This window comes from Clostridium sp. (assembly GCF_022482905.1).
In the GTDB taxonomy this organism is placed as follows: domain Bacteria; phylum Bacillota; class Clostridia; order Clostridiales; family Clostridiaceae; genus Clostridium_B.
The window spans coordinates 3,374,566-3,396,850 of sequence record NZ_JAKVOI010000001.1 but is presented as its reverse complement, the minus strand read 5'-3'; the positions used below and the strand labels follow the sequence as shown (position 1 = coordinate 3,396,850).

22 protein-coding genes are annotated in these 22,285 nt (G+C 34.3%); 4 read left to right on the top strand and 18 right to left on the bottom strand.

Annotated features, from left to right (window positions below):
* Nucleotides 1-5: 5 nt before the first annotated feature.
* The 12 genes from uvrB to LKE46_RS16815 form a co-directional block, all read right to left on the bottom strand.
* The gene (uvrB, locus tag LKE46_RS16870) at nt 6-1,988 is read right to left on the bottom strand and encodes an excinuclease ABC subunit UvrB (RefSeq protein WP_291725128.1); all 1,983 of its coding nucleotides are present in this window, start codon (nt 1,986-1,988) and stop codon (nt 6-8) included.
* 3 nt (nt 1,989-1,991) lie between these two features.
* Nucleotides 1,992-3,287 (bottom strand): PDZ domain-containing protein, encoded by a 1,296-nt coding sequence (locus tag LKE46_RS16865; RefSeq protein WP_291725125.1) that lies wholly within the window; start codon nt 3,285-3,287, stop codon nt 1,992-1,994.
* Between the two features lie 94 nt (nt 3,288-3,381).
* Entirely contained in the window at nt 3,382-4,557 is a 1,176-nt protein-coding gene (locus LKE46_RS16860; RefSeq protein WP_291725122.1) for a S41 family peptidase, read from the bottom strand.
* 146 nt (nt 4,558-4,703) lie between these two features.
* Entirely contained in the window at nt 4,704-5,594 is an 891-nt protein-coding gene (ftsX, locus tag LKE46_RS16855) for a permease-like cell division protein FtsX (RefSeq protein ID WP_291725737.1), read from the bottom strand.
* On the bottom strand, nt 5,584-6,270 hold the full coding sequence (gene ftsE, locus LKE46_RS16850) for a cell division ATP-binding protein FtsE (RefSeq protein ID WP_291725119.1): 687 nt from the start codon (nt 6,268-6,270) through the stop codon (nt 5,584-5,586). Before ftsE ends, ftsX begins: the two co-directional genes overlap by 11 nt.
* Before the next feature lie 147 nt (nt 6,271-6,417).
* Nucleotides 6,418-6,768 carry a type II toxin-antitoxin system PemK/MazF family toxin gene (locus LKE46_RS16845; RefSeq protein ID WP_291725116.1) on the bottom strand — a complete coding sequence of 117 codons (351 nt, stop codon included), beginning with the start codon at nt 6,766-6,768 and terminating at the stop codon, nt 6,418-6,420.
* Nucleotides 6,728-7,048 carry a CopG family ribbon-helix-helix protein gene (locus LKE46_RS16840; protein ID WP_291725113.1) on the bottom strand — a complete coding sequence of 107 codons (321 nt, stop codon included), beginning with the start codon at nt 7,046-7,048 and terminating at the stop codon, nt 6,728-6,730. The genes LKE46_RS16845 and LKE46_RS16840 overlap by 41 nt, the downstream gene beginning before the upstream one ends.
* Nucleotides 7,049-7,416: 368 nt before the next feature.
* The gene (locus LKE46_RS16835; protein ID WP_291725110.1) at nt 7,417-8,040 is read right to left on the bottom strand and encodes a germination lipoprotein GerS-related protein; all 624 of its coding nucleotides are present in this window, start codon (nt 8,038-8,040) and stop codon (nt 7,417-7,419) included.
* Between the two features lie 49 nt (nt 8,041-8,089).
* Entirely contained in the window at nt 8,090-9,598 is a 1,509-nt protein-coding gene (locus LKE46_RS16830) for an NAD(P)H-hydrate dehydratase (RefSeq protein WP_291725106.1), read from the bottom strand.
* Nucleotides 9,561-9,974: a holo-ACP synthase gene (locus LKE46_RS16825; protein ID WP_291725103.1), complete on the bottom strand. Its 414-nt coding sequence runs from the start codon at nt 9,972-9,974 to the stop codon at nt 9,561-9,563. The genes LKE46_RS16830 and LKE46_RS16825 overlap by 38 nt, the downstream gene beginning before the upstream one ends.
* 108 nt (nt 9,975-10,082) lie before the next feature.
* Nucleotides 10,083-10,439: a DUF6514 family protein gene (locus LKE46_RS16820; protein WP_291725101.1), complete on the bottom strand. Its 357-nt coding sequence runs from the start codon at nt 10,437-10,439 to the stop codon at nt 10,083-10,085.
* 257 nt (nt 10,440-10,696) lie between these two features.
* Nucleotides 10,697-11,179, bottom strand: coding sequence for a PTS sugar transporter subunit IIA (locus LKE46_RS16815; RefSeq protein ID WP_291725098.1), 483 nt, complete (start codon nt 11,177-11,179; stop codon nt 10,697-10,699).
* A gap of 202 nt (nt 11,180-11,381) precedes the next feature.
* On the opposite strand from LKE46_RS16815, the gene LKE46_RS16810 reads away from it, so the two are divergent.
* A complete protein-coding gene (locus LKE46_RS16810; protein ID WP_291725095.1) occupies nt 11,382-12,725 on the top strand; it encodes an FAD-dependent oxidoreductase in 1,344 nt (447 codons plus the stop codon).
* A 57-nt stretch (nt 12,726-12,782) separates the two neighbouring features.
* On the opposite strand, the gene LKE46_RS16805 is transcribed toward LKE46_RS16810, so the two are convergent.
* Complete coding sequence (locus LKE46_RS16805) at nt 12,783-13,598, bottom strand: YihY/virulence factor BrkB family protein (RefSeq protein WP_291725092.1); 816 nt, start codon at nt 13,596-13,598, stop codon at nt 12,783-12,785.
* Between the two features lie 137 nt (nt 13,599-13,735).
* Between LKE46_RS16805 and LKE46_RS16800 the strand changes: the two genes are divergently transcribed.
* Nucleotides 13,736-14,953: an Ig-like domain-containing protein gene (locus LKE46_RS16800; RefSeq protein WP_291725090.1), complete on the top strand. Its 1,218-nt coding sequence runs from the start codon at nt 13,736-13,738 to the stop codon at nt 14,951-14,953.
* 45 nt (nt 14,954-14,998) lie between these two features.
* Here LKE46_RS16800 and LKE46_RS16795 read toward each other — a convergent pair whose 3' ends face one another.
* On the bottom strand, nt 14,999-15,544 hold the full coding sequence (locus LKE46_RS16795) for an NADH peroxidase (protein WP_291725086.1): 546 nt from the start codon (nt 15,542-15,544) through the stop codon (nt 14,999-15,001).
* Between the two features lie 135 nt (nt 15,545-15,679).
* Complete coding sequence (locus tag LKE46_RS16790) at nt 15,680-16,660, bottom strand: type I phosphomannose isomerase catalytic subunit (RefSeq protein WP_291725084.1); 981 nt, start codon at nt 16,658-16,660, stop codon at nt 15,680-15,682.
* A 177-nt stretch (nt 16,661-16,837) separates the two neighbouring features.
* Between LKE46_RS16790 and LKE46_RS16785 the strand changes: the two genes are divergently transcribed.
* Both LKE46_RS16785 and galE read left to right on the top strand, forming a co-directional pair.
* The gene (locus LKE46_RS16785) at nt 16,838-18,556 is read left to right on the top strand and encodes a HAMP domain-containing methyl-accepting chemotaxis protein (protein WP_291725080.1); all 1,719 of its coding nucleotides are present in this window, start codon (nt 16,838-16,840) and stop codon (nt 18,554-18,556) included.
* A gap of 77 nt (nt 18,557-18,633) precedes the next feature.
* Nucleotides 18,634-19,620, top strand: a complete 987-nt coding sequence (gene galE, locus LKE46_RS16780; protein ID WP_291725077.1) for a UDP-glucose 4-epimerase GalE — start codon at nt 18,634-18,636, stop codon at nt 19,618-19,620.
* Between the two features lie 49 nt (nt 19,621-19,669).
* Here galE and LKE46_RS16775 read toward each other — a convergent pair whose 3' ends face one another.
* From LKE46_RS16775 to LKE46_RS16765, 3 genes are read right to left on the bottom strand one after another with little or no spacing between them, the layout of a single operon-like run.
* Complete coding sequence (locus tag LKE46_RS16775; RefSeq protein ID WP_291725075.1) at nt 19,670-20,326, bottom strand: class II aldolase/adducin family protein; 657 nt, start codon at nt 20,324-20,326, stop codon at nt 19,670-19,672.
* A 20-nt stretch (nt 20,327-20,346) separates the two neighbouring features.
* Nucleotides 20,347-21,414, bottom strand: coding sequence for a 2-hydroxyacid dehydrogenase (locus LKE46_RS16770; RefSeq protein WP_291725072.1), 1,068 nt, complete (start codon nt 21,412-21,414; stop codon nt 20,347-20,349).
* A 28-nt stretch (nt 21,415-21,442) separates the two neighbouring features.
* On the bottom strand, nt 21,443-22,252 hold the full coding sequence (locus LKE46_RS16765; protein ID WP_291725068.1) for an HAD-IIA family hydrolase: 810 nt from the start codon (nt 22,250-22,252) through the stop codon (nt 21,443-21,445).
* Nucleotides 22,253-22,285 lie beyond the last annotated feature (33 nt).

Genomic DNA, 22,285 nt, shown 5'->3' with positions numbered 1-22,285 from the left:
AGTAATTATTGCTTCTTTTCCTTCTTCAGTTTCAATATAATATCTCTCAATCGTGCGGCCTCTTCAAATCTAAGCTCCTTGGCAGCCTGTTTCATATATTTTGAATTTTCTTCTATCAACTTATCTATATTTTCATTATTGCCTGCTATGGCTTCATTTAAACTGCCATATTCCCCTTTTTCCTCCAATACCGTAGTCGCTTCTATAACTTCTCTTATTCCTTTACTTATAGTCTTTGGAACTATTCCATGCTTCCTATTGTATTCCATCTGTATTTTTCTTCTCCTGTTTGTCTCAGTAATAGCTCTATTCATGGAATCGGTAATTTTATCTGCATACATTATAACTTTGCTCTCTGAATTTCTGGCTGCCCTTCCAATAGTCTGTATGAGAGACCTTTCAGACCTCAAAAAGCCTTCCTTGTCGGCATCCAGTATTGCAACCAGGGCAACCTCAGGTATATCAAGTCCCTCACGCAGAAGATTTATTCCGACAAGTACATCAAATTCGCCTTTTCTGAGATCTCTTATTATTTTCATCCTTTCTATGGTAACCACACTTGAATGCATGTATCTGGCTTTTATATTTATATCCTTAAAATAATCAGTCAAATCTTCCGCCATCTTCTTGGTAAGTGTAGTTACAAGGACTCTGTATCCCTTCTTGACAGTTTCATTTATTGAAGCAAACAGATCATCTATCTGTCCCTTTATGGGCTTTACTATAATTTCAGGATCCAAGAGTCCTGTAGGTCTAAGTATCTGTTCCGCCGTATTCTGCGAATGTTCTTTTTCATAATCTGCAGGAGTAGCACTTACAAATACAACCTGATTTATCTTTTTCTCAAATTCCTCAAATTTTAAAGGTCTGTTGTCAAAAGCTGATTTTAATCTGAAACCATAGTCCACAAGGGACTGTTTCCTGGATTTATCACCTGCATACATAGCTTTTACCTGTGGAAGCGTAACATGGCTCTCATCTATAAACATCAGAAAATCTTTCGGGAAATAGTCGATAAGCGTTTGGGGCGGGCTTCCCTTTGCCCTTCCATCCAATATCCTTGAATAATTTTCAATACCGCTGCAGTATCCGACTTCCCTCATCATCTCTATGTCAAAATTGGTTCTCTGTCTGATTCTCTGTGCTTCAAGGAGTTTATCCTGGGCAGTCAGCTCATTCAACCTATCCTCCAGTTCCTGCTCTATCTTCTCTATGGCTGCCTCAAGTTTCTCTTTTGAAGTGGCAAAATGCGATGCCGGAAATATGGAAACATGATTTCTAATACCCACAGTATCTCCGGTCAAAGCGTCAAATTCCTTTATTCTATCTATTTCATCTCCAAAAAATTCAACTCTTATGGCATGATTTGTAGATGACGCTGGAAATATATCCAGAGTATCTCCCTGAACTCTGAAAGTACCCCTTACAAAATTAATATTGTTTCTTTCATACTGTATTTCCACCAATTTTTTGATAATGGTATCTCTATCCTTTACCATACCGGGCCTAAGTGATACAGTCAATTTTTTATATTCTTCCGGATTTCCAAGTCCATATATACATGAAACTGAAGCAACCACAATTACATCCTTCCTCTCAAAGAGAGCCGATGTGGCCGAATGCCTCAGTTTATCTATTTCATCGTTTATGGATGCATCTTTTTCAATATAGGTATCTGTCTGGGGAACATAAGCCTCCGGCTGATAATAATCATAGTAGGAAACAAAATATTCCACACTGTTTTCAGGGAAAAATTCCTTGAATTCAGAACAGAGCTGTGCTGCCAGCGTTTTATTATGGGCAAGCACAAGGGTAGGCTTTTGAATCTTTTCTATTATATTGGCCATGGTAAAAGTCTTACCGGAACCAGTTACTCCCAGAAGTGTTTGGAATTTATCGTCCTCTAGAATTCCCTTTGTTATACTATCTATAGCCTGTGGTTGATCCCCTTTGGGTTTAAATTTAGAATGTATTTTGAAAACTCCCATTTTCTAATCATCCTTATCATTATTTTTTATTTTGTTCAGTACATCTGAAAATTTATTTTTGTCCAACTTCACTATGGTGCTGTTCTTAGGAAGGTTCCTGGGTACAAAAACTATGCCTAATTTCTTGTTTCCATTCATCTTATTGTAGCTCAACTGTTCAAAATTGCCTGTAACTCTTTTGACTTTAAGCCATATAAAATTTGAACATTCCTTTATTATTTCGCTTATTTTTTCTTCATTTTCAATTTTGGTATCATTTATTTCAACTAAAAGGTCTCCGCTCTTTATACCCATCTCGTTAGCCGGTGAGTTCGGTGCAACAGCGAGTACCATAATGCCTTCATTACTGCTTATGTATTTTGGTTTTCCAACGGTTTCAATATATCTCTGTAAAAATATAATACCTTCATGGGCAACGGGTGCCGCTACCAGAACAAATATTTTAAAGAACATATTCAGGACCGCCAGCTGTGCCAGCACAAATATGACAGCACTATAGGCCATTATTATTATGCCTGAAGTAAAAGATTTCCCTTTTGTATCTCTTGTAAATGTTACGGAACTGTATCCAACTACGGCATAAAATGGCATAAGTATCAATACTGCATCTCTTAAAATATTCATTATTGCGGAACTTCTTAAAATAGGCCACCAATATGGAGGCGACGTTAACTGCCAGGAGGAAGATACAAGGGACTTGTTCTGAAGTACAAAAAATATAGCCACAGGTATTATCCAATATCTCTGAAGTGCAAAGCCTCCGATTATTTCCCCGTCTTTGCTTGTAAATACTGGTATACTTCCAGTTTTTCCGTCAATCATTACAAGCAGGCCTTCCATAAAATGAAGTACCGCAATCATACTCATAAGTGACACTATATCTATATTTAAAAAATTCAATTCCGGCATCTTGAAATGTACAGCTGCACTACCAAGCAGCACACTTAAAAGGCCGATCACCGCACCAGAATAGGAAAAACATATAAATCTTGAATTAAAAAACATGAATACTATGGATGTCAGAAACACCAGTTCCACAGCTGAGCTCTGTTCGAAAACTATTCCCAGGCAGGACATTATAATACTCGCCATGGTACCTGCAAAAATTCCTATTACAACCTGAGATATAGTCAACTCAAGTGGTGAATTAATTCTTTCCCCAATTATCATCTTCTGCATAACAGCAGTTTGAATATTTTTTCTATATAGTACAAAAGCCATGATAGCCAGCAGCATTATCAGATAAGGCTCCGTAAGCGCATAAGCTACAGACTTCAAAGTGTATATCAATATATTCATTAAAAGTCAATGCCCCTCTCCTCAACTATACATAAATTAAATTAGACAGAATTTTGTCTGTCTAATTTAAATTTCAAATATATTATATCATATTTTACTTTGCCTTGCTTTCAGCAATATCAAGCGCTTTTTTAAACTGCGGATCCTTATTCCTATCATATGGTTTTCCCTTGAGACTATCAGGATATGCTACATTTACACCCGGCTTTATGCCTTTCTTGTGTATATTTTCACCATTTGGAGTGTAATACTTGGATATAGTAACCTTCAGGGCAGTTCCATCTCCAGTATCAAACATAGTCTGAACTACACCCTTGCCAAAGGTCTTCTCTCCTACAAGAGTTCCTATTTTATAGTCACGTACGGAACCCGCGAATATTTCTGAAGCACTTGCAGTATTTCCATTTACCAGCAGAGTTATAGGTAAATTATAGAAATCACCGCCTTTTGACTTGTATTCCTTCTTGTTTCCATACTTGTCAACGGTAGAAACAATTACCTTTTGATCTGGAATAAAATTTGAAACCATGTTTACACATTGATCGAGCAATCCTCCTGGATTATCCCTAAGATCTACTATCAAGGATTTCATGCCTTTATTTTTCAATTCAACCAGCTGCTTCTGAAAATTTTTCGATGTATTTTCATCGAACATGGACACCTGAATATATCCCACATTCTTATCAAGCATTTCTCCAGTTACAGTTACCATATTTACCTTGGCTCTTTTTACTTTTGTCTCAAAAGTACCTTTGTCCTGTCTGAAAATAGTAAGTGTAACCTCTGTCCCTGTCTCACCGCGCATTATTGAAACTGCCCTGTCAAGCTCAGTTCCACTTACAGCAGTTCCATTTACTTTTTCTATTATATCATGCTGCTTGAGTCCGGCTTTCTCGGAAGGTGTCCCTTCAAATACCTTTGTTATTTCAATCTTGTTGTTGTTTGAAGTAACCTGAACTCCTATTCCACTGTAGTTGCCTTCTGTTTCAGTATTGAATTCTTCAAATTCCTTTTTATCCATAAACACAGTATATGGATCTTTTAGTGATGATGTCATACCTTTCAATGCTCCTTCTAGAAGAACATCATCGCTTATTTTACCATCATAGTATTTATACAACGTATCCCTTACCTCAAATATCTTTTCGAACTTATTTACTATGCTTCCTCTTCTCACATTCCAAAAACTATAAGTACCAATCATAGTTGCAATGTTTGTCACTACAATAATCAGTATGGTAGCGAGAATCCATTTTTTCTTTTTATTCAAAACTATTCCACCTCTTTCAAATAACGCTCTATATAATTACTTTTATGTATGTATTCAATAATTATAACACTAAAAAATTCAATTATGCAAAAACTATAAAAAGCAGCATGCAGAATACACTGCATGCCTTACACCAAAATCACAAATTAAACAATGAGGAACTTTCTTATGGAGAGTATACTGCCTAATGCACCTATCAAAATACCGGCAATAATGAATATGCCAAGTATGCTGGTATAAACATACTGCGGACTTACAAGCTGCATCAGCAAAAATGAAGAAGATACCTTCATATATATAACCTTGTATAAATAGTACAATATTATATCTGAAAAAATTGCACCTGCCAGCCCTATTATCATACCCTCAATTATGAAAGGCCACCTTATAAACCAGTCTGTGGCTCCTATATATTTCATTATTCCAATTTCTCTTCTCCTTGAATATACCGTAAGCTTTATGGTATTTCCAATCAGGAACAATGAAACTCCCACCAATATGACCAATATGATTGTTCCTATCCACCTTATAGTTCTGGTTATCTTTATAATTTTATCTACTATGCCTCTTCCATCCTGAATGCTTTCAATGCCCTGCATACCCTTTATATTATTAACTACTTCTGAAACGGTCTCCGGGGTTCTGACCTTGATTATGTAAGAATTAGGAAGTGGATTGTCTTTTTCAAGCCCGTTTACGAGAGATTTATTTTGATCACCCAATTGGGATCTGAACTTGTCTACCGCTTCCTTTTTAGTCTCATAATCCACGGATACGACTCCATCTACAGACTTTATTTTATTTTCTATATCCGATTTCTGTCCTGAAGTTATATTGTCCTTCAAATAAATTTTCACTTCAACCTTTGACTGCACTTCCAATATACCCTGCTGTATATTCAACATGGCGAGAAGTGATATGCCAAGTATGAAAAGAGTTGCTGCAACCGTCGCTGCCGACGCAATACTTATTGTTTTATTTCTCTTTAAACTTTTAAAAGAATTTTCTATGAAAAATCTTATGGTACTAATCCTCATAGCCATATGCACCCCTCTGTTCATCTCTTACTATTACTCCCTTTTCCAATGCTATGACTCTTTTTCTCATATTATCTACTATATCCTTTGCATGAGTTGCCATGAGCACTGTAGTTCCCGCACGATTTATATCACTTATTGTATCCACTATGTCCATAGCAGTATCAGGGTCTAAATTTCCTGTAGGTTCATCTGCTATTAAAATGGATGGGTTATTTACAATTGCCCTTGCAAGTGATATTCTCTGCTGCTCTCCTCCCGATAATTGATGGGGAAAAGATTTATATTTTTTAGCCAGTCCTACTAGTGAAAGTACAACAGGCACTTTTTTTCTTATTTCTTTTGGTGGAGCTTCAATAACTCTCATGGCAAATGCCACATTCTCATATACATTTAATGTAGGTATCAACCTGAAATCCTGAAAAACTACTCCTATTTTTCTTCTATACATAGGGATTTTTTTTCTAGGCAGACTCGTTATATCATTTTCATTTATCAATATACTCCCATTTGTAGGTTCAACTTCCTTCAGCATCATCTTCACAAATGTACTTTTCCCTGCTCCGCTTGGCCCTACCAGAAATACAAATTCTCCTTTTTCAATCTTGATATTTATATTGGATAACGCAAATATGTTGTTGTTATAAACCTTACTCACGTTTCTAAATTCTATCATTGTGTACCTCTCCCTAAATTAATGTTTTCTTGCATTACATTGTTCATTATAACATACCCCGATAAATAATTGAAAATTAAACTATTAATTTATTATGAATAAAAAAAATAAGGGTTTAACCTACCCTTATCAATAATATTGAACAGCCTATTGAATACCTATACTTACCAAAAGAGCATTATCTACTTTTTTCATATCTATATCCGTCATATGGCCAATTTTTTCCTTCAATCTTCTTTTATCTAGAGTTCTTATCTGTTCAAGCAATACTACCGAATCCTTGTTAAGTCCATAGGCCTCTGATGAAATTTCTACATGAGTCGGAAGTTTCGCCTTATTTATCTGAGAAGTAATAGCTGAAACTATAACAGTAGGACTATATTTGTTACCAACATCATTTTGGATAATGATAACAGGTCTGATTCCTCCCTGTTCAGAACCCACAACGGGGCTTAGATCAGCATAAAATATATCTCCTCTTTTCACTACCGTTGTCATTTGGCAAATCACTCTCCGAAAGCTTCGCTTCATATTCTTTAAATTCCTTTATGTCACATGCAAAGCCCATTTCCGCAAACTCAAGATTAAGTTGTGCCATTTCCCTATATCCTCTTTCCATTGCTGATATATTATTTAACCTTTTTTTCTCCTTAATATATAATATGATAGCTTCCTTAATAAATTCACTTCTTTTTTTGCAATCTTCTTTAAGTGCCCTATTAAATTCATCATACAGCGTTCCTGAAAGACTCACTACTAACCTTTTCGAATTTGACATTTAAAAATTAATACCTCCTATTGACGTAAGCAAAAGATAATAACATAAAATAATTATAGTCATATTAGGCACATATGTCAAAAAAATTTCATATTCATTCATTTTTCTACTATTTTTTGACATGATATCTTTTACAAACATCCATTGTTTATACATAACCTCAATTTATGGAAATTTAAAATAAAAGTATGTATTTCTACAATATTATTAAAATCTTATGTATTAGGAAAATATTAATTTTTAAATATTTTAAAAAATTGCTATGGGCTTTACCTGCAATGAACTGCTCTTGTCCATCTAGCTTGATGGATAAATATCAATAATAACCTTTATCCCCTGTAATTAGAAATTATTTCACAAAATGCGTCTTACTGCTTATCTACACCGCCTATATCAAATAATTTTTTTTCAAGTTTTACATTTTGTTTAAAATTGCTGTACTCGACTTTTACCTTTTCATCTCCAAGAGAATCATAGATTATCAGATACCCTGGAGAACCAGTTTCTGAATTCATATATAGTCGAGCTTTGCATATATTCTTATTATTGCCGGGAATATCCAAACTTATAACTTGATATTCCTCATTATATATTTTTTTGAATGAATTATCAACTTTTTCATTCGTATAAATCAAATATACATATTCATCTATAAAGCACAATTTAAACAAGCTGTCAAAGTCATCCTCAGTATTATACACACTTCCGTTTTTCAAATCCTGCACAAATATTTTATTTTTCTTATATATCATTATTCTGTCTTTTCCGATCTCGAATCTATTGCCATATTCCCTGCTATAAAACTGTGTTCCATTATATTCTATATTCTGTTTATCATTTTTTATCTGGATTTTTACATTGCAGCTGTAGCTGTCCAAATCTTTAAGGTAATTTATTACATCCTCCGTATTCTTCATTCTTTTATTACAGGATGCAAGAACACATATTGCAGCAAAACACATAATGAAAATAATCAGCAGCTTTTTACACATTATATTCCTCCAAATTCATGTATTTCACTACTAATACTATTCCATTACATTAATTTGTATTACATAATATATCTTTTATGGCATATGGAATTTCATTTATTATATCAGAAGCACTTACACAAAACATATTCTTCGAGAGCCTGTCTCCACAGATCCCATGGATATATACAGAAATACAAGCAGCTTCAAAAGCCTTATATTTTTGTGCTGCAAATGATGCAATAATTCCCGTCAGACAATCTCCCATACCCCCAGAAGCCATTGAACTGTTTCCTGTGGAATTTAAAGCTGTAGTATATCCATCTGTAATAACAGTATTGTATCCTTTCAATACGAGAATTACATTATAATCTCTGGCAAATTTCTTTGCAACTTCAATCCTGTTGTCCTCTATATAATCTATATCCAAGCCGGTAATCCTGGACATTTCTCCTGGATGGGGCGTCATTATTATATTGCAGTTTCTATTTTTCAAGATATCCAGGTTATCTCTCAATACATTGATACCATCTGCATCAATCACTACAGTATTACTTGCCTTATTTACAACTTTTTTTAAAATATCCAGAGTAACTTTATTATTTCCCATACCTGGCCCTATCCCTATAGAAGCAGACCTTTCAATAAAATTCTCCAATTTTTTTTCCTCTTCCAGCTTGAAGGTCATTGCCTCAGTAAGTTTTTGGCTCATGATTTTCTGTATGTTTTCTCTGCAGGCCAGAGTTACAAGTCCTGCACCACTTTTTACTGCAGATTGGGTACTTATATAAGCTGCACCTGAAAAACCATCTGATCCTGCAACAACAAGTACTCTTCCAAAATCTCCTTTATGAGAATATTTATTTCTTTTTTTAAGTACACCTCTTATATAGCAGTTATCCACTATAAACTCTCCAATATCAAACTTCTCAATTGCAGAATCGGGAATACCTATATCTTCAACTATCAGTTCTCCGATAAATTTATCTGCCCCATACTTGAAAAATCCACTTTTGTACATCTGGAAAGAAACTGTTTTATCAGCTCTGATACAATTTTTTAAAACACTTCCTGTATTTCCATTCAATCCTGATGGTATATCTATGGAAAGTGTATATTTGCTGTTATCATTTATGGATTTTATAACTTCTGCATATATACCTTCAACATCCCTGGAAAGTCCTGTACCGAAAACAGCATCGATAATCATATCACTGAATTTTATATATCGCTCTAAAGACTCGATTTGTGTATAATCATTTATTTTGTTTATCTTTATACCCAGTTTTTTCAATATGTCATAATTTACCTTGCAATCATGACTCATATTATTTTCATTTCCAATCAGAAATACATTTATTGATTTTCCTGAATTATACAAATGTCTTGCAACGGCAAATCCATCACCACCATTGTTTCCTTTGGTACAGAATACACAAAAAGAATTGAAATTTTTCATATCAATATTTTTTATTACTTTTAAAGCAGCATTTTCCATAAGTATTATACCTGGTATTTTTAGTTCGTCTATACAATAACTATCAATATTTCTCATTATCTCCACACTGGCAATTTTCAATCTTATCAACCTCCATTACTGCAAATGCCACAGCATTGTCAAATTCATGCGATATACTCAAATGTATTTTATAATTACCATATTTCTCCGCCAGGAACTTTGCCTCACCTCTTAAAATTACTATAGGTTTTCCCGAAGTATTCCTGGCTATTGATATATCTTTAAACCCAAATCCATTGAAACCAGTTCCAAGTGCCTTTGAAACAGCCTCTTTCGCTGCAAACCTGCCTGCTATAGATTCCGGTGCTAAATTTCTGCTGTTAAAATACTCAATTTCCTGCTCGTCAAAAAATCTATTAATAAAATTGGGATGCCTGAACACTGCACTTTTTATTCTATCTATTTTAACTATATCCGTTCCGATACCTATAATCAATACAACACCTCCATATCAATTTAAACTTCAATATATATAATAATGCAAAATATGTATTTTTAAATGAAAAGCGGAATAAATATTAACAATATTTATTCCACCAAACCTCTAATATGCCATTGATTTAAGCTGCTTGTCAAAGTCTAAAATATATTCATCCACATAATCACCAATTACATCAACCAGATAAATAGGTGATACCTGACTATCATACAATAATTTGAGCAGGTTATGTACTTTATACCTGTTCGGACTTATATTTTTCACACAATCCCTGCATACATCTATTAAGTGATCATTCAATATATCCTGTCTTTCTATCTCAATGCCATAGGATTGCAATGGAACAGTATTCCAATCACAGATAATATCCATCTGATTCTTAATAAGTCTATAAGAGTAAACCCTTTTCATGGAACCTTCTAAATCTTCTCCCTCTGTTCTCAGTAAATTCTCTATTATCATGTGCTACTCCCCCTATAAAACAATTAATATATTTTTTTTATAAAGATAATGTTAGCACATATTATAAAAAAATCCTGTCACTTTCTGATAATTGGAATCATAAATTATCCCTTTTATATGACAACATAAATTAGCTAATTCCATAAAAAACAATACACTAGATAATAAAAAATCAATATTGATTTTTTTATTGTCAAACATTGTCAGAAATTATTTTATATTGTAAACTGCTTTTTTGTTTCCTTATTCACACTTCATCATTTCATTTTATAGTTTATAATAGTATCTTTTCCTGCTTTTACATCTGAACCCAGGTTTACATAATCTATATAATCTACATTATCCGTATTGGTAATTATTACAGATGTTATAAGAGAGTATCCTCTATGTTCTATGTATTTTTTATCTATTTTTATAATCGCATCACCCTGCTTAACATCCGCCCCTTCCTCTATCAATCTTTCAAATCCATTTCCATCCAACTCTACAGTGTTGATTCCTATATGTACTAAAACTTCAATTCCATTTTCAAGTTCTATACCAAAAGCATGATTTGTTTTAAATATAATAGCAACTTTCCCGCAAGCCGGAGAAACAATCAGTTCTCCTGAAGGCTGAATGGCTACTCCATCACCAACTATTCTCTGTGAAAACACTTCATCTTCAACCTCCGATAAATTCACAGCTTTACCGTCAACTGGTGCAGCCAATACAAGACTGTCTTCTGAAAAATTAAACATAGGCTAATTCACTCCTAAATTATATTGAAAATAAAAGGACATAAGTTAAATACTTATGTCAACTAAGCCACTTTAAAGAGTTGTACTATTAATTTCAAGTATATATATTCCATAAATTTTTGTCAATAGAATTGATTTTCAATATGTCATATAATATAATTGTATTAAATAATAATTATTATCTAATGATAGGGGGTTTAGCATGGATAGTTCTATACTTGAATCAACTGAAATAAAAAAGTGGAAATGTCTGATCTGCGGGGTGATATTTGAAGGACCTGAACCTCCAAGTACCTGTCCTGTATGCGGGGCAGATTCCAGTCAATTTATAGAAGTAAAAGAAACTACTGATGGCTTCAAAAATTCCAGTTCAAATAAATTTGTGATAATAGGAAATGGAGCTGCTGGATTAAATGCTGCCGAATCCATAAGAAACAGAAATGAAAAAGCCGATATAAAAATAGTATCGGAAGAAAACTGCATTACCTATTACAGGCCTGAACTGTCAAAATGTCTTTCTACAGATATGGAGGAAGCCAAATTCTATGTAAAAAATGAAAAATGGTATGCTGATAATAACATTGATCTTATTTTAAACACCTCAGTAAAAAATATATTTCCAACCTCAAAAAAAATACTGCTTCAAAATAACGAAGAACTCAGCTATGATAAATTAATTATTGCAAATGGGAGCGTAAGTTTTATCCCGCCTATAAACGGAACCGACAAAGAAGGTGTATTCACTTTAAAATTTATAAAAGATGCCAACACCATAAGATCATATATAGATAAAAGTAAAAGTGCTGTAATAGTAGGCGGCGGACTGCTGGGACTTGAAGCTGCCTGGGAAATTAAAAAATCAGGACTTTCTGTAACAGTTGTGGAATTTTCCAACCGACTATTACCCAGACAACTTGATGATGAAGGCGCTGTAATATTTAAAAAATCCATTGATAAATCTGGAGTTGAGATAATACTTGGAGACAGTGTAGAAGAAATAACCGGCAGTGAAAAAGTTTCCGGAGTAAGATTAAAAAGCGGCAAATCAATAGCTGCAGACATTGTACTATTTTCCGTTGGCATACGTCCAAATAAACAGCTTGCTGAAAGCGCAGGTATAAAGACAGACAAGGGTATAATGGTAAATGATAAAATGGAAACTTCTTTAAAAGACATTTATGCATGTGGTGATATATGTGAATACAACGGTAAGGTTTATGGAAACTGGCCTGCTGCTGTTGAAATGGGCAAAATTGCCGGTGCAAATTCTTCAGGTGAGGAATCCATTTTTTCTTCATTTGTATCATCGGTTATTTTTTCTTCAATGAATTCAAATCTATTTTCCTGTGGAATATTTTCACCAGAATTGAAAAATATTTCATATTCCGATCAATCTAAAGGAGAATATTTAAAATTATTCTTTGACGATGACAAATTAGCAGGTGGAATACTTTTGGGGGACACAAGCAAATCTGGTAAAATAATGCTCGCAATACAAAATGGCAGAATACTTGCAGATATATTAAAAGATAATTTTTTAACATAACCGGAGCCAGAAAAAGTCCTCTATATTAATATTCAATATAGAGGGTCTTTTTACAATTTACCTCTTTCTGTACATTATTGCATTAATCTCCCCACCTATTATTATTATATTCGAAAGAATAAAAAGCCATGTTAATAGAACTATTACTGCACCTATACTTCCATAAATAACTGAATAATTCGAAAAATTATTTACATAAAATGCAAAACAAATGGATACTAGAACAAGACTGATTGTGGATACACATGTACCTAATATTACTTCCCTCCACTTGAGTTTAATGTTCGGAGTGTATTTGTAAACTGCAGCAAAAATAACATTTATGGCCAGAAGCATAACTATATATCTTAAAATATTCCATGCAAAATTAAATTCTCCGGGGAGCTGTAATCTGTACACCAAAAATTCACCTAACAACCTCCCAAAAACCAGAAGAACACCAGTAATAAAAATTATAACTATAAATCCTAAAGTACATAGTATTGATACAATATATAATTTCAATATGCTTCTATTCTCTTCCAAATTGTACGCCATATTCAGCCCTCTTATAACGGCCTGGAATCCGCTTGAAGCAGTCCATATTGTAAAAATCAAACTTAAAAACAATATGCGGCTGTTTTTAGTATCTACTATATTTATAACAGTATCATCTATGAGATTTAATATGTCTGATGGCAGTATTCCATTCAGCATGGTGAGTACATCACCACTTTCCAGCGGAATATATCCTATAATACTTATAACAAAGATCAAGAACGGGAAAAAAGAGAATATCAAACTATATGCAAGCTGTGAAGACAGTGCCATAATATCATCTTTTATGAACCTTATCACAATACACTTTAAACAATAAAAAATTTTTTTATGCATAAATATATCCACCTTTACAATTATATATACCTATCTTATTCAATTGAATATAATTAATACCCTTACTATATGAACATCTTATTGAAATGAATTAAAAAAAAGGTTAAACTATAAATAAAAAACAGGGGAGGGTTAAAATGAAAAACTTCACAAAAAATTTCTTAATATTTTGTGGAATATATGCTGCAATTCAATTAACTGGAAATACAACCACATTTGCTGCATCCAATTCTATAGACAAGCTTACTGATAAACCAGCAGTTACACAAATCAAGCAAAATGAGTCAATTAAGGCAACAACTAATTCAAGTACTTCTTCCGATACGGAAAGTACCATAGTTACAAAGGAAGATATTCCCGTAACTAAATCATGGAAAATAAAGTTTAATGAACCCGTTGATATCGCCACGTTGGATGACAAAATAAAATTGACCAACAAAGAAGACACTATAGAGATTCCAATTAACATGACATCCGATAGTTTATGCCAGACAATTACTGTAACATCATTGGATAAATTAAATCCTCAGACAGAATATGTTTTGTCAATATCAAAGGATATAATTTCAAAATTCGGAAAACAGCTTTCAAATCCGACTATAGTGGATTTTAAAACAGCTGCAGTTATATCCTCAGTAGATGATATAAATATAACTATAAACCAGGGCGACAATTTCAATCTATACACTACTGTAAGTGCAAATATGTCTGACGGTACAACTTCCCAAGTGGCTGTTTCATGGGACAAGCCTTCTGTCAATACAAATATTTCTGGAAACTATACATTTAAAGGTACCATAAAGGATTATGGAACTATAACACTGAATCTTACTATAAAACCCGGTGAACCGGCAAACACCATATCAAATGGGAAAATAACTCAATCAAGTACAGGAGTTAAATTGTACAACTACCTGATGGACTATGAAAACAGAAATGACGTTTTGACAAGAGCAATAAAAGTACATGCTGCCCAGGGTTACGGGGACGATCCTAATGCCAATAATTGTGCATTCTATCAAAGTGAAGCACTGAGAAGTATTGGTGTCAATATACCAAACGGGACTGCAAATACCGTTGGCCTTACAAATACACTTTTAAACATGGGCTGGAAAAAATCTTCCGATCTATCTCTTCTCCTTCCCGGGGACATATGTTTCACAATTGGATATGGAAACGGTCCAACTCATACTTATACTTTTATGAAATGGGTAGATCCTAAAAGCTTTAATTATGCCTACATATGTGACAATCAAGGCAATGAATATGGAAATGATGCATATCACGAAAGGAACATTAATTTTCAGACAGCTACAAAAGACAAGATAAGTTATTTTCTATATCCAACTGCATAAAAACAATCTGTACTTTAATTTAAAGTACAGATTGTTTTTATATGATTATTTGAAATATCTATTCAATACTCCCTGGAAAGCTGCTCCATGCCTAGCTTCATCTTTGCACATTTCATGTACAGTATCATGAATTGCATCATAATTCAATTTTTTCGCAAGAGTTGCCAGCTTTTTCTTTCCGGCACAGGCACCTCTTTCAGCATCTACTCTCATCTGCAAATTTTTCTTTGTATCATTTGTCAGCACTTCACCTAAAAGTTCTGCAAACCTTGATGCATGATCTGCTTCATCTTGAGCTGCTCTTCTATAAGTTGCCGCAACTTCCGGATATCCTTCTCTGTCAGCCTGACGTGCCATTGCAAGATACATTCCTACTTCTGAGCATTCACCAGTAAAATTATCTCTCAGGCCCTGTAATACTTCAGGGTCAACACCTTGTGCAATTCCAACCTTATGTTCATCAGCCCAGGATTCATTATCGTCGGTCTTTTCCTGAAATTTGTCAGAAGATGCACCGCATACAGGACATTTCTCCGGTGCCTTATCCCCTTCATATACATAACCACAGACAGAACATACAAATTTTTTCATAATAAAATCATCCTCCTATAATATCTTTTTATTGGTTAATCTATTTATAACTGTTATCGTTTGTTTCAACAGTTTTTATTATATAATAATTATTATTATAAATCAAGTGTTTATTGAAAATTTTTTTATTTTGTGTTATTTCTCGACTTCATCCAGTATTTCCCTCTCAACTTTATGGATATCGGGTACGTAACTTTTTATGAGTTTAAATTTCCCTTTTAGCTTATATTTTCCCATGCTTGCGGGAATAAGAATACTATCACCAGTTTTTATCGGTTCGGCACCATTATTATAAACTACATCTCCTCTACCATCTACACAAGTAAATATATGAAATCTCTCTTCATCACTGGATTCTTCAGCTTCACTCCATATATCATACAATTCCATGGAGAATTTTTCTGAAAGACACAAATAGGTTTCAGAATATCCATTCCTCAAAACTCTAATACCGGTACTATTTTTTGCCTTTAACTTTAAGTTAACCACATCCAGGGCCTTTTTTACATGCAGCTCTCTTCCTCTATTATAGTCATATACCCTATAGGTAACATCACTATTCTGCTGTATTTCAGCCAGAATTACGCCTTCGCATATAGCGTGTACCATACCACTCTTAATAAAGAATACATCCCCTTTTCTTACATGTATTCTATTCATACAAGCCTCCAGATTTCCTTCAGCTATCCCATTTTTAAACTGTTCATAAGTACACCCTTCTTTAGCACCTACTATCAGGTTGGCACCTGGAAATGCTTCTATAACATACCATGCTTCAGTCTTGCCCATTTGCTTTTCAACCCTGTCTGCATATTCATCATCGGGATGAACTTGAATAGACAACTTGTCAGTAGCATTGATCAATTTTACAAGCAGTGGAAATCTATTCTTATCAATCTTTGTTCCCAAAAGTTTATCTCCCTCATTTCTGATGAGCTCATCAAATCTCATTCCACTGAACTTTCCATTTGAAACTATACTTATGCCATTTGGATGGCATGCTACATCCCAGCTTTCTCCTATTTTGCCTTCAGGAAGATCATCTCTAAATAATTCAAAATCCCTTCCCCCCCATATTTTTTCATAATACAGATTTTTAAATTTTATTGGATACATAAAATCATCTCCCTTGTATAAATATATTATATAATTTTTATTTATTAATTGTTGGTTTTTTATATTGTAAAAAAGTTATTATCGTGTTATATTATTAACACAATATATTATTAGCTAATAATATATATTATTAGATAAATATTGTAATTAAAAATCAATTATACAGGGGGAATATACATGTCTCAATTTATCAGCAACTTGAAATTAAAAACTATCCTGAAGTCAAGTTTTTTTGTAATATCCTTATTTATAATAATAGCTGGAATTATAGGTATACTTGGCATGAACAGAATAAATTCAGGCTCAAATCAACTTTACAGCAGCAACCTAAGGACAATACAGTCCTTAAACAAATTTGACTCCAATGCATTGAATTTACGGCTTGAAATAATAAATCTGGTAGAGAGCAGAAATAAGAATAAAACTCCAGATGCTTTAAAAACTATTGAACCTCTGAAACAATCCAATAATGCAATATTGAGCTCATACAAAAATGGAAATTTGAATTCTCAGGAAAAAGCTATACTGCCTAAATTAGAAAGTCAACTTACGGATTGGAGAAATATATGTACTAAAATTACAGACCTGATGTCTGAAGGTAAATATGATGAGGCAATGATTTTAAACAAAGAAGCTGCTCATTATAGAAATAACTTAACAAATACTACAGATGAATTAATAAAAATTGTAAACCAAAAAGCTGACAATACTAATTCGCAAAATATGTTGATATATAAGAGTTCTTTTTACTCAATACTTATAGTATCCATATTTGGGTTGGTTTTAAGTCTAGTGTTGGGACTTAAAATAAGTAATTCAATATCATCAAGTGTTGATAAAATACTTTCCTTTACAGACCTGTTAAGCAAAGGCGATTTAAGTGAAAACCTGCAAATGTATGGAAATAACGAATTATCTCTGATAGGACAGGAATTAAATGCTGCAAATATAAATACAAAAAAGTTAGTGAGCGAAATAATGCATTCCACTGAAGACATGAGTGCATCCAGTGAAGAGCTTTCTGCTACTACTGAAGAAATTTCGTCAATGATGTTATCTGTAAATCAGGCTACGGATCAAATAGCAAATGGTGCTCAAAACCTGAGCAGTATCACAGAAGAAATAAGTTCAGCTTCAGAAGATATGAAGAACAATATATATGATCTATCGAACAAGGCTGATGAGTCTACAAAATCCTCACTGGAAATAAAAGATCGTGCAGCAAATATAAAGGAAACGGCCTCCAAGAATATACGTGAAGGTGAACTTATATATAATGAGAAGAAAACCAATATCGTAAAAACAATCGAGCACGGCAAAGTTGTTTCGGAAGTTAAAATAATGTCAGCCTCTATAGGAAATATAGCCGAGCAGACAAATCTTCTGGCATTGAATGCAGCTATCGAGGCTGCACGTGCAGGAGAACATGGAAAGGGATTTGCAGTTGTAGCCGATGAAGTTAGGAAACTGGCGGAACAGTCTTCCAGTGCTGTAGAAAGTATAAATAAAATGGTTCTTGAAGTGGAAAGCGCTTTTGGAAACCTATCCCAAAGCAGCAAAGAGATTCTCGATTATATAGCAAACAATGTGAATCCAAGTTACCAGCTTCTCATGGATACAGGGGTGCAATACGAGAAAGATGCAGAATTTATGAACTCCATATCACAGGAAATAGATACTTCATCAAAACAGATGAAGTCCATAATATCTCAATTAAATGCTGCAATTCAAAATGCCGCATCTACGGCGGAAGAATCTTCTTCTGGATCAGAAGAAATATTAAGCAGTATAAATGAAGTAACCAAGGCAATTGAAGATATATCTACATCCTCTCAGAATCAGGCGGAACTTGCAGAAAAGCTTGCAGGTATGATAAATAAATTCAAAATCAGTTAACAATTATATCCTAACTTATTCACTATGTCCTGCTATAATTTATATAGTTGTTAAATTACAGACAGGAGGAATTTAAAATGAATATACTAGTTTGCGGTGGCGCCGGTTACATAGGGAGCCACATGGCAGCACATTTATTAGAAAATAATCATAATGTTATAGTACTTGATAATCTCCAGACCGGTCACAGAGAATCTCTCTTAGGAGGTAAACTCTATATTGGTGATCTTAGAGATGATTCAATATTGAATAGGGTTTTTACTGAGAATCATATTGACGCAGTAATAGATTTTGCAGCAAATTCACTTGTTGGAGAAAGCGTCCAGAATCCTTTGAAGTATTTTGAAAATAATATATACTCAACTATAAAGCTTTTGAAAGCAATGAAAAAATATGATGTAAAATATATTGTATTTTCTTCAACTGCTGCGACCTATGGTGAACCTGAAAACGTGCCTATAATGGAAAAAGACAGAACACTTCCTACAAACCCATATGGTGAATCAAAGCTTGCAGTCGAAAAAATATTGAAATGGTGCGACAGGGCCCATGGCATAAAATATACGGCTCTGAGATACTTCAATGCCTGTGGAGCACATATAAATGGTAAAATCGGTGAGGATCACAATCCTGAAACTCATCTGATACCTATAATACTGCAGGCTGCTTCAGGTAAAAGAGATAAAATAATGATTTTTGGCGATGATTACAATACTCCAGATGGATCCTGCATAAGAGATTATGTGCATGTATCGGACCTTGCATCAGCCCACTTGCTGGCATTGAAAAGACTTCAATCTGGAGGTGAAAGCAGGATTTACAACCTGGGAAACGGAAAAGGTTTTTCAGTAAGAGAAGTAGTGGAAGTTGCCAGAAGAGTTACCGGAATAAACATTAAATCCGAAATTGCAGAAAGACGTGCCGGAGACCCTGCAATTCTAATAGCTTCTTCAGATAAAGCCATTGAAGAATTGGGATGGAAACCTAAATTCAATTCACTTGAAACAATTATCGATACCGCATGGAAATGGCATAAAAATCATCCTGATGGATATTCAGAATAAAAGGAAAAGTTCCCCCACTATAATGTGAGGGATTTTCTTTTTGCATATATTAAAATTTTATCTGGGAAGGATATTTCCATTTTTGAATTTCTTCAATAGGAACTACCTTTGGCTCCTTTCCCCCGTTTATCATAAGAGCTCTATAGTATATCCCGGCAAGTTCTTCCACATAGTGTGCCTTCAGCAGTGCTTCCTTCGGATCTTCATCCACCGTCACTACTCCATGGCTTTCAAGAAGTATTGCATCAGCTCTCTGTATAGGTTTTATCACACTGTTTGAAAGTTCAGTGGTACCTGGTGTTCCATAAGGCGCAACAGGAATTATCCCGTCCTTCAGCTTGAGGTTTGCACACTCATAAACTATTGACGGTATTGCTTTGCCAAGTACCGCAAATGCAGTTGCAAATTTGGAGTGGGTATGAATTACTGAATTCACATCTTTTCTTGTCTTGTACACTGCAATATGCACCAGAAATTCACTTGTAGGCTTTACATTTGTCTCTATTTCAACTACATTTGCATCCGTATCCACCACGCATATATCGTGATAGGTCAATTCCTTTCTGTCCACACCTGTTGGGGTTACAATCACATATCCCGTTTTTCTGTCCCTTATACTGAAATTTCCTGATTTATGCCTGCACAGTCCTGAGCTGTCCGCTTCTTTTGCTATATTTACCAATTCCTTTTTTAATTCTTCCAACATAAGTGTTTCCTCCCAATCATCTATATATTTAAATATTCTGCCGTACTTTTATTTACTAACATGTCCATTTTGCCTTCATTAAAAAATTCATTCATAACATTTATAAGAAGTCTTGGTGCTTTAGATATTGCGTCTACAGTATCCCCTGCTATATGGGACGTCATGGTCAAATTATCCAGCTCTAATATTGGATCTTCTTTTTTGATAGGTTCATCCCAGAACACATCTATTGCAGCTCCAGCTATTCTATTTTCCTGAAGTACTTTTACTATGGAATCATGGTCAAGTATTCCTGCCCTGGCTGTATTAATCAGATAAGAACTTGGCTTCATTTTAGAAAGGAGTTTCATGTCAACAAAATTTTTTGTTTCCTCTGTAAATCTGATATGAAGGGATACTATGTCAGATTGACTGAACAATTGATCCAAAGGCACCAATTTTACTTTAATTCCTTGAGAATCCAACATATCCTGGGATACATATGGATCATGCCCTATTACTTCCACGCCAAGTTCTGTCAACTTTTTGGCAACCAGTTTCCCTATATAGCCCAAGCCAAGAATTCCAACCTTTTTGTCCTTAAGACAGGAAGTATATTTACTGTTTGGGAATTTTTTTTTCCAGATTCCATTTTTTATTCCCAGATAGCTCCTTGCTATATTTCTAGATTCAGCAATCATAAGTCCTATTGCAAATTCAGCTACAGGTTCAGCATTTCTAATTACATGTATAACAGGGATATTCATTTTTGTAGCAGTGTCTACATCTATGTGCTCAACACCTCCCCTGCAGGTTCCTATCAGTTTAAGCTTTCTACACTTTTTCAGGATTTCACCAGAAAGAGGACAAAAATGCCCTATAAATATATCTGCATCTTCAACAATAGCTTTTTCAATATCTTCAGGAACTGCTTCAGCATATGGTCCATTTTTTTCTATATTCAACATCACTTGCTGGAACTTTTCTTTTGAAGTCATTTCCCAGTCATATTTTATAATTTCTTTTTGCCTGCCGGGCAAAAGCAGTTTGGCTTGTTCTGCCATATAGTCCGAACTTACCAGAGTATCCCCTACAACCACAATTTTCATATAAGACCCATCTCCATTTCCTACTAAATTACTTATAAATTTGTCTCAATACATCTTTCACATCACCCAGTGAACTGAAAACAAGCGTAGGCTGTATTTCAGAATCATCCAGATCATGAAGCTTTGCTTCACCCGACAATACAAGGATGGTTACAGAATTGTTTCCCTTCCCTATGGCTATGTCGGTGTAAAGCCTGTCTCCTACAAAGGCAATTTCCTCTTCCTTGAATCCTGTGTCTTCAAGAATATATTTCAAGGTATGACGGGAGGGCTTTCCGAAAAATTCAGGAACTCTTCCTGTTGAAGCTGTAATCATTGCACATATGGAACCGCAGTCCGGTATAAAACCATTTTCAGTAGGGCAGTTGAAGTCGGGATTCACTCCAAGAAATACAGCTCCATTTCTTATAAATTCACAGGCCCTGGATATATTTTCATATACAAGTGATGTGTCAAATCCCGCAACAACCACCTCTGCATCATCTCCATCGGGATTTATTCCTGCCTCCCTGAAATCGGCTTTCAGGTATTCATTGCCAAGGACAAATATCCTCCTGTCCGCCATGTTCTGTTTTATATAATTTATTATTACCTGATTTGAAGTGAGCATCATGTCGTCCGTTAGCTCATACCCCATTTTCCTGATCTTGTTTACATAAAATTGTGAATTTTTAGAAGAATTATTCGTGAAAAACTTGAACTCGATATCGTTTTTCGTCAGTTCTTCAAGAAATTCCATGGAACCTTCCAGTATTTTATCTCCGAGATAAACAGTTCCATCAAGATCGAGGATAAAGCATTTTACCTTTTTCAAAATATCTTGCGTCCTGTCTGCCATATATACTACCTCCCCCTTTCAATACAACCTTTT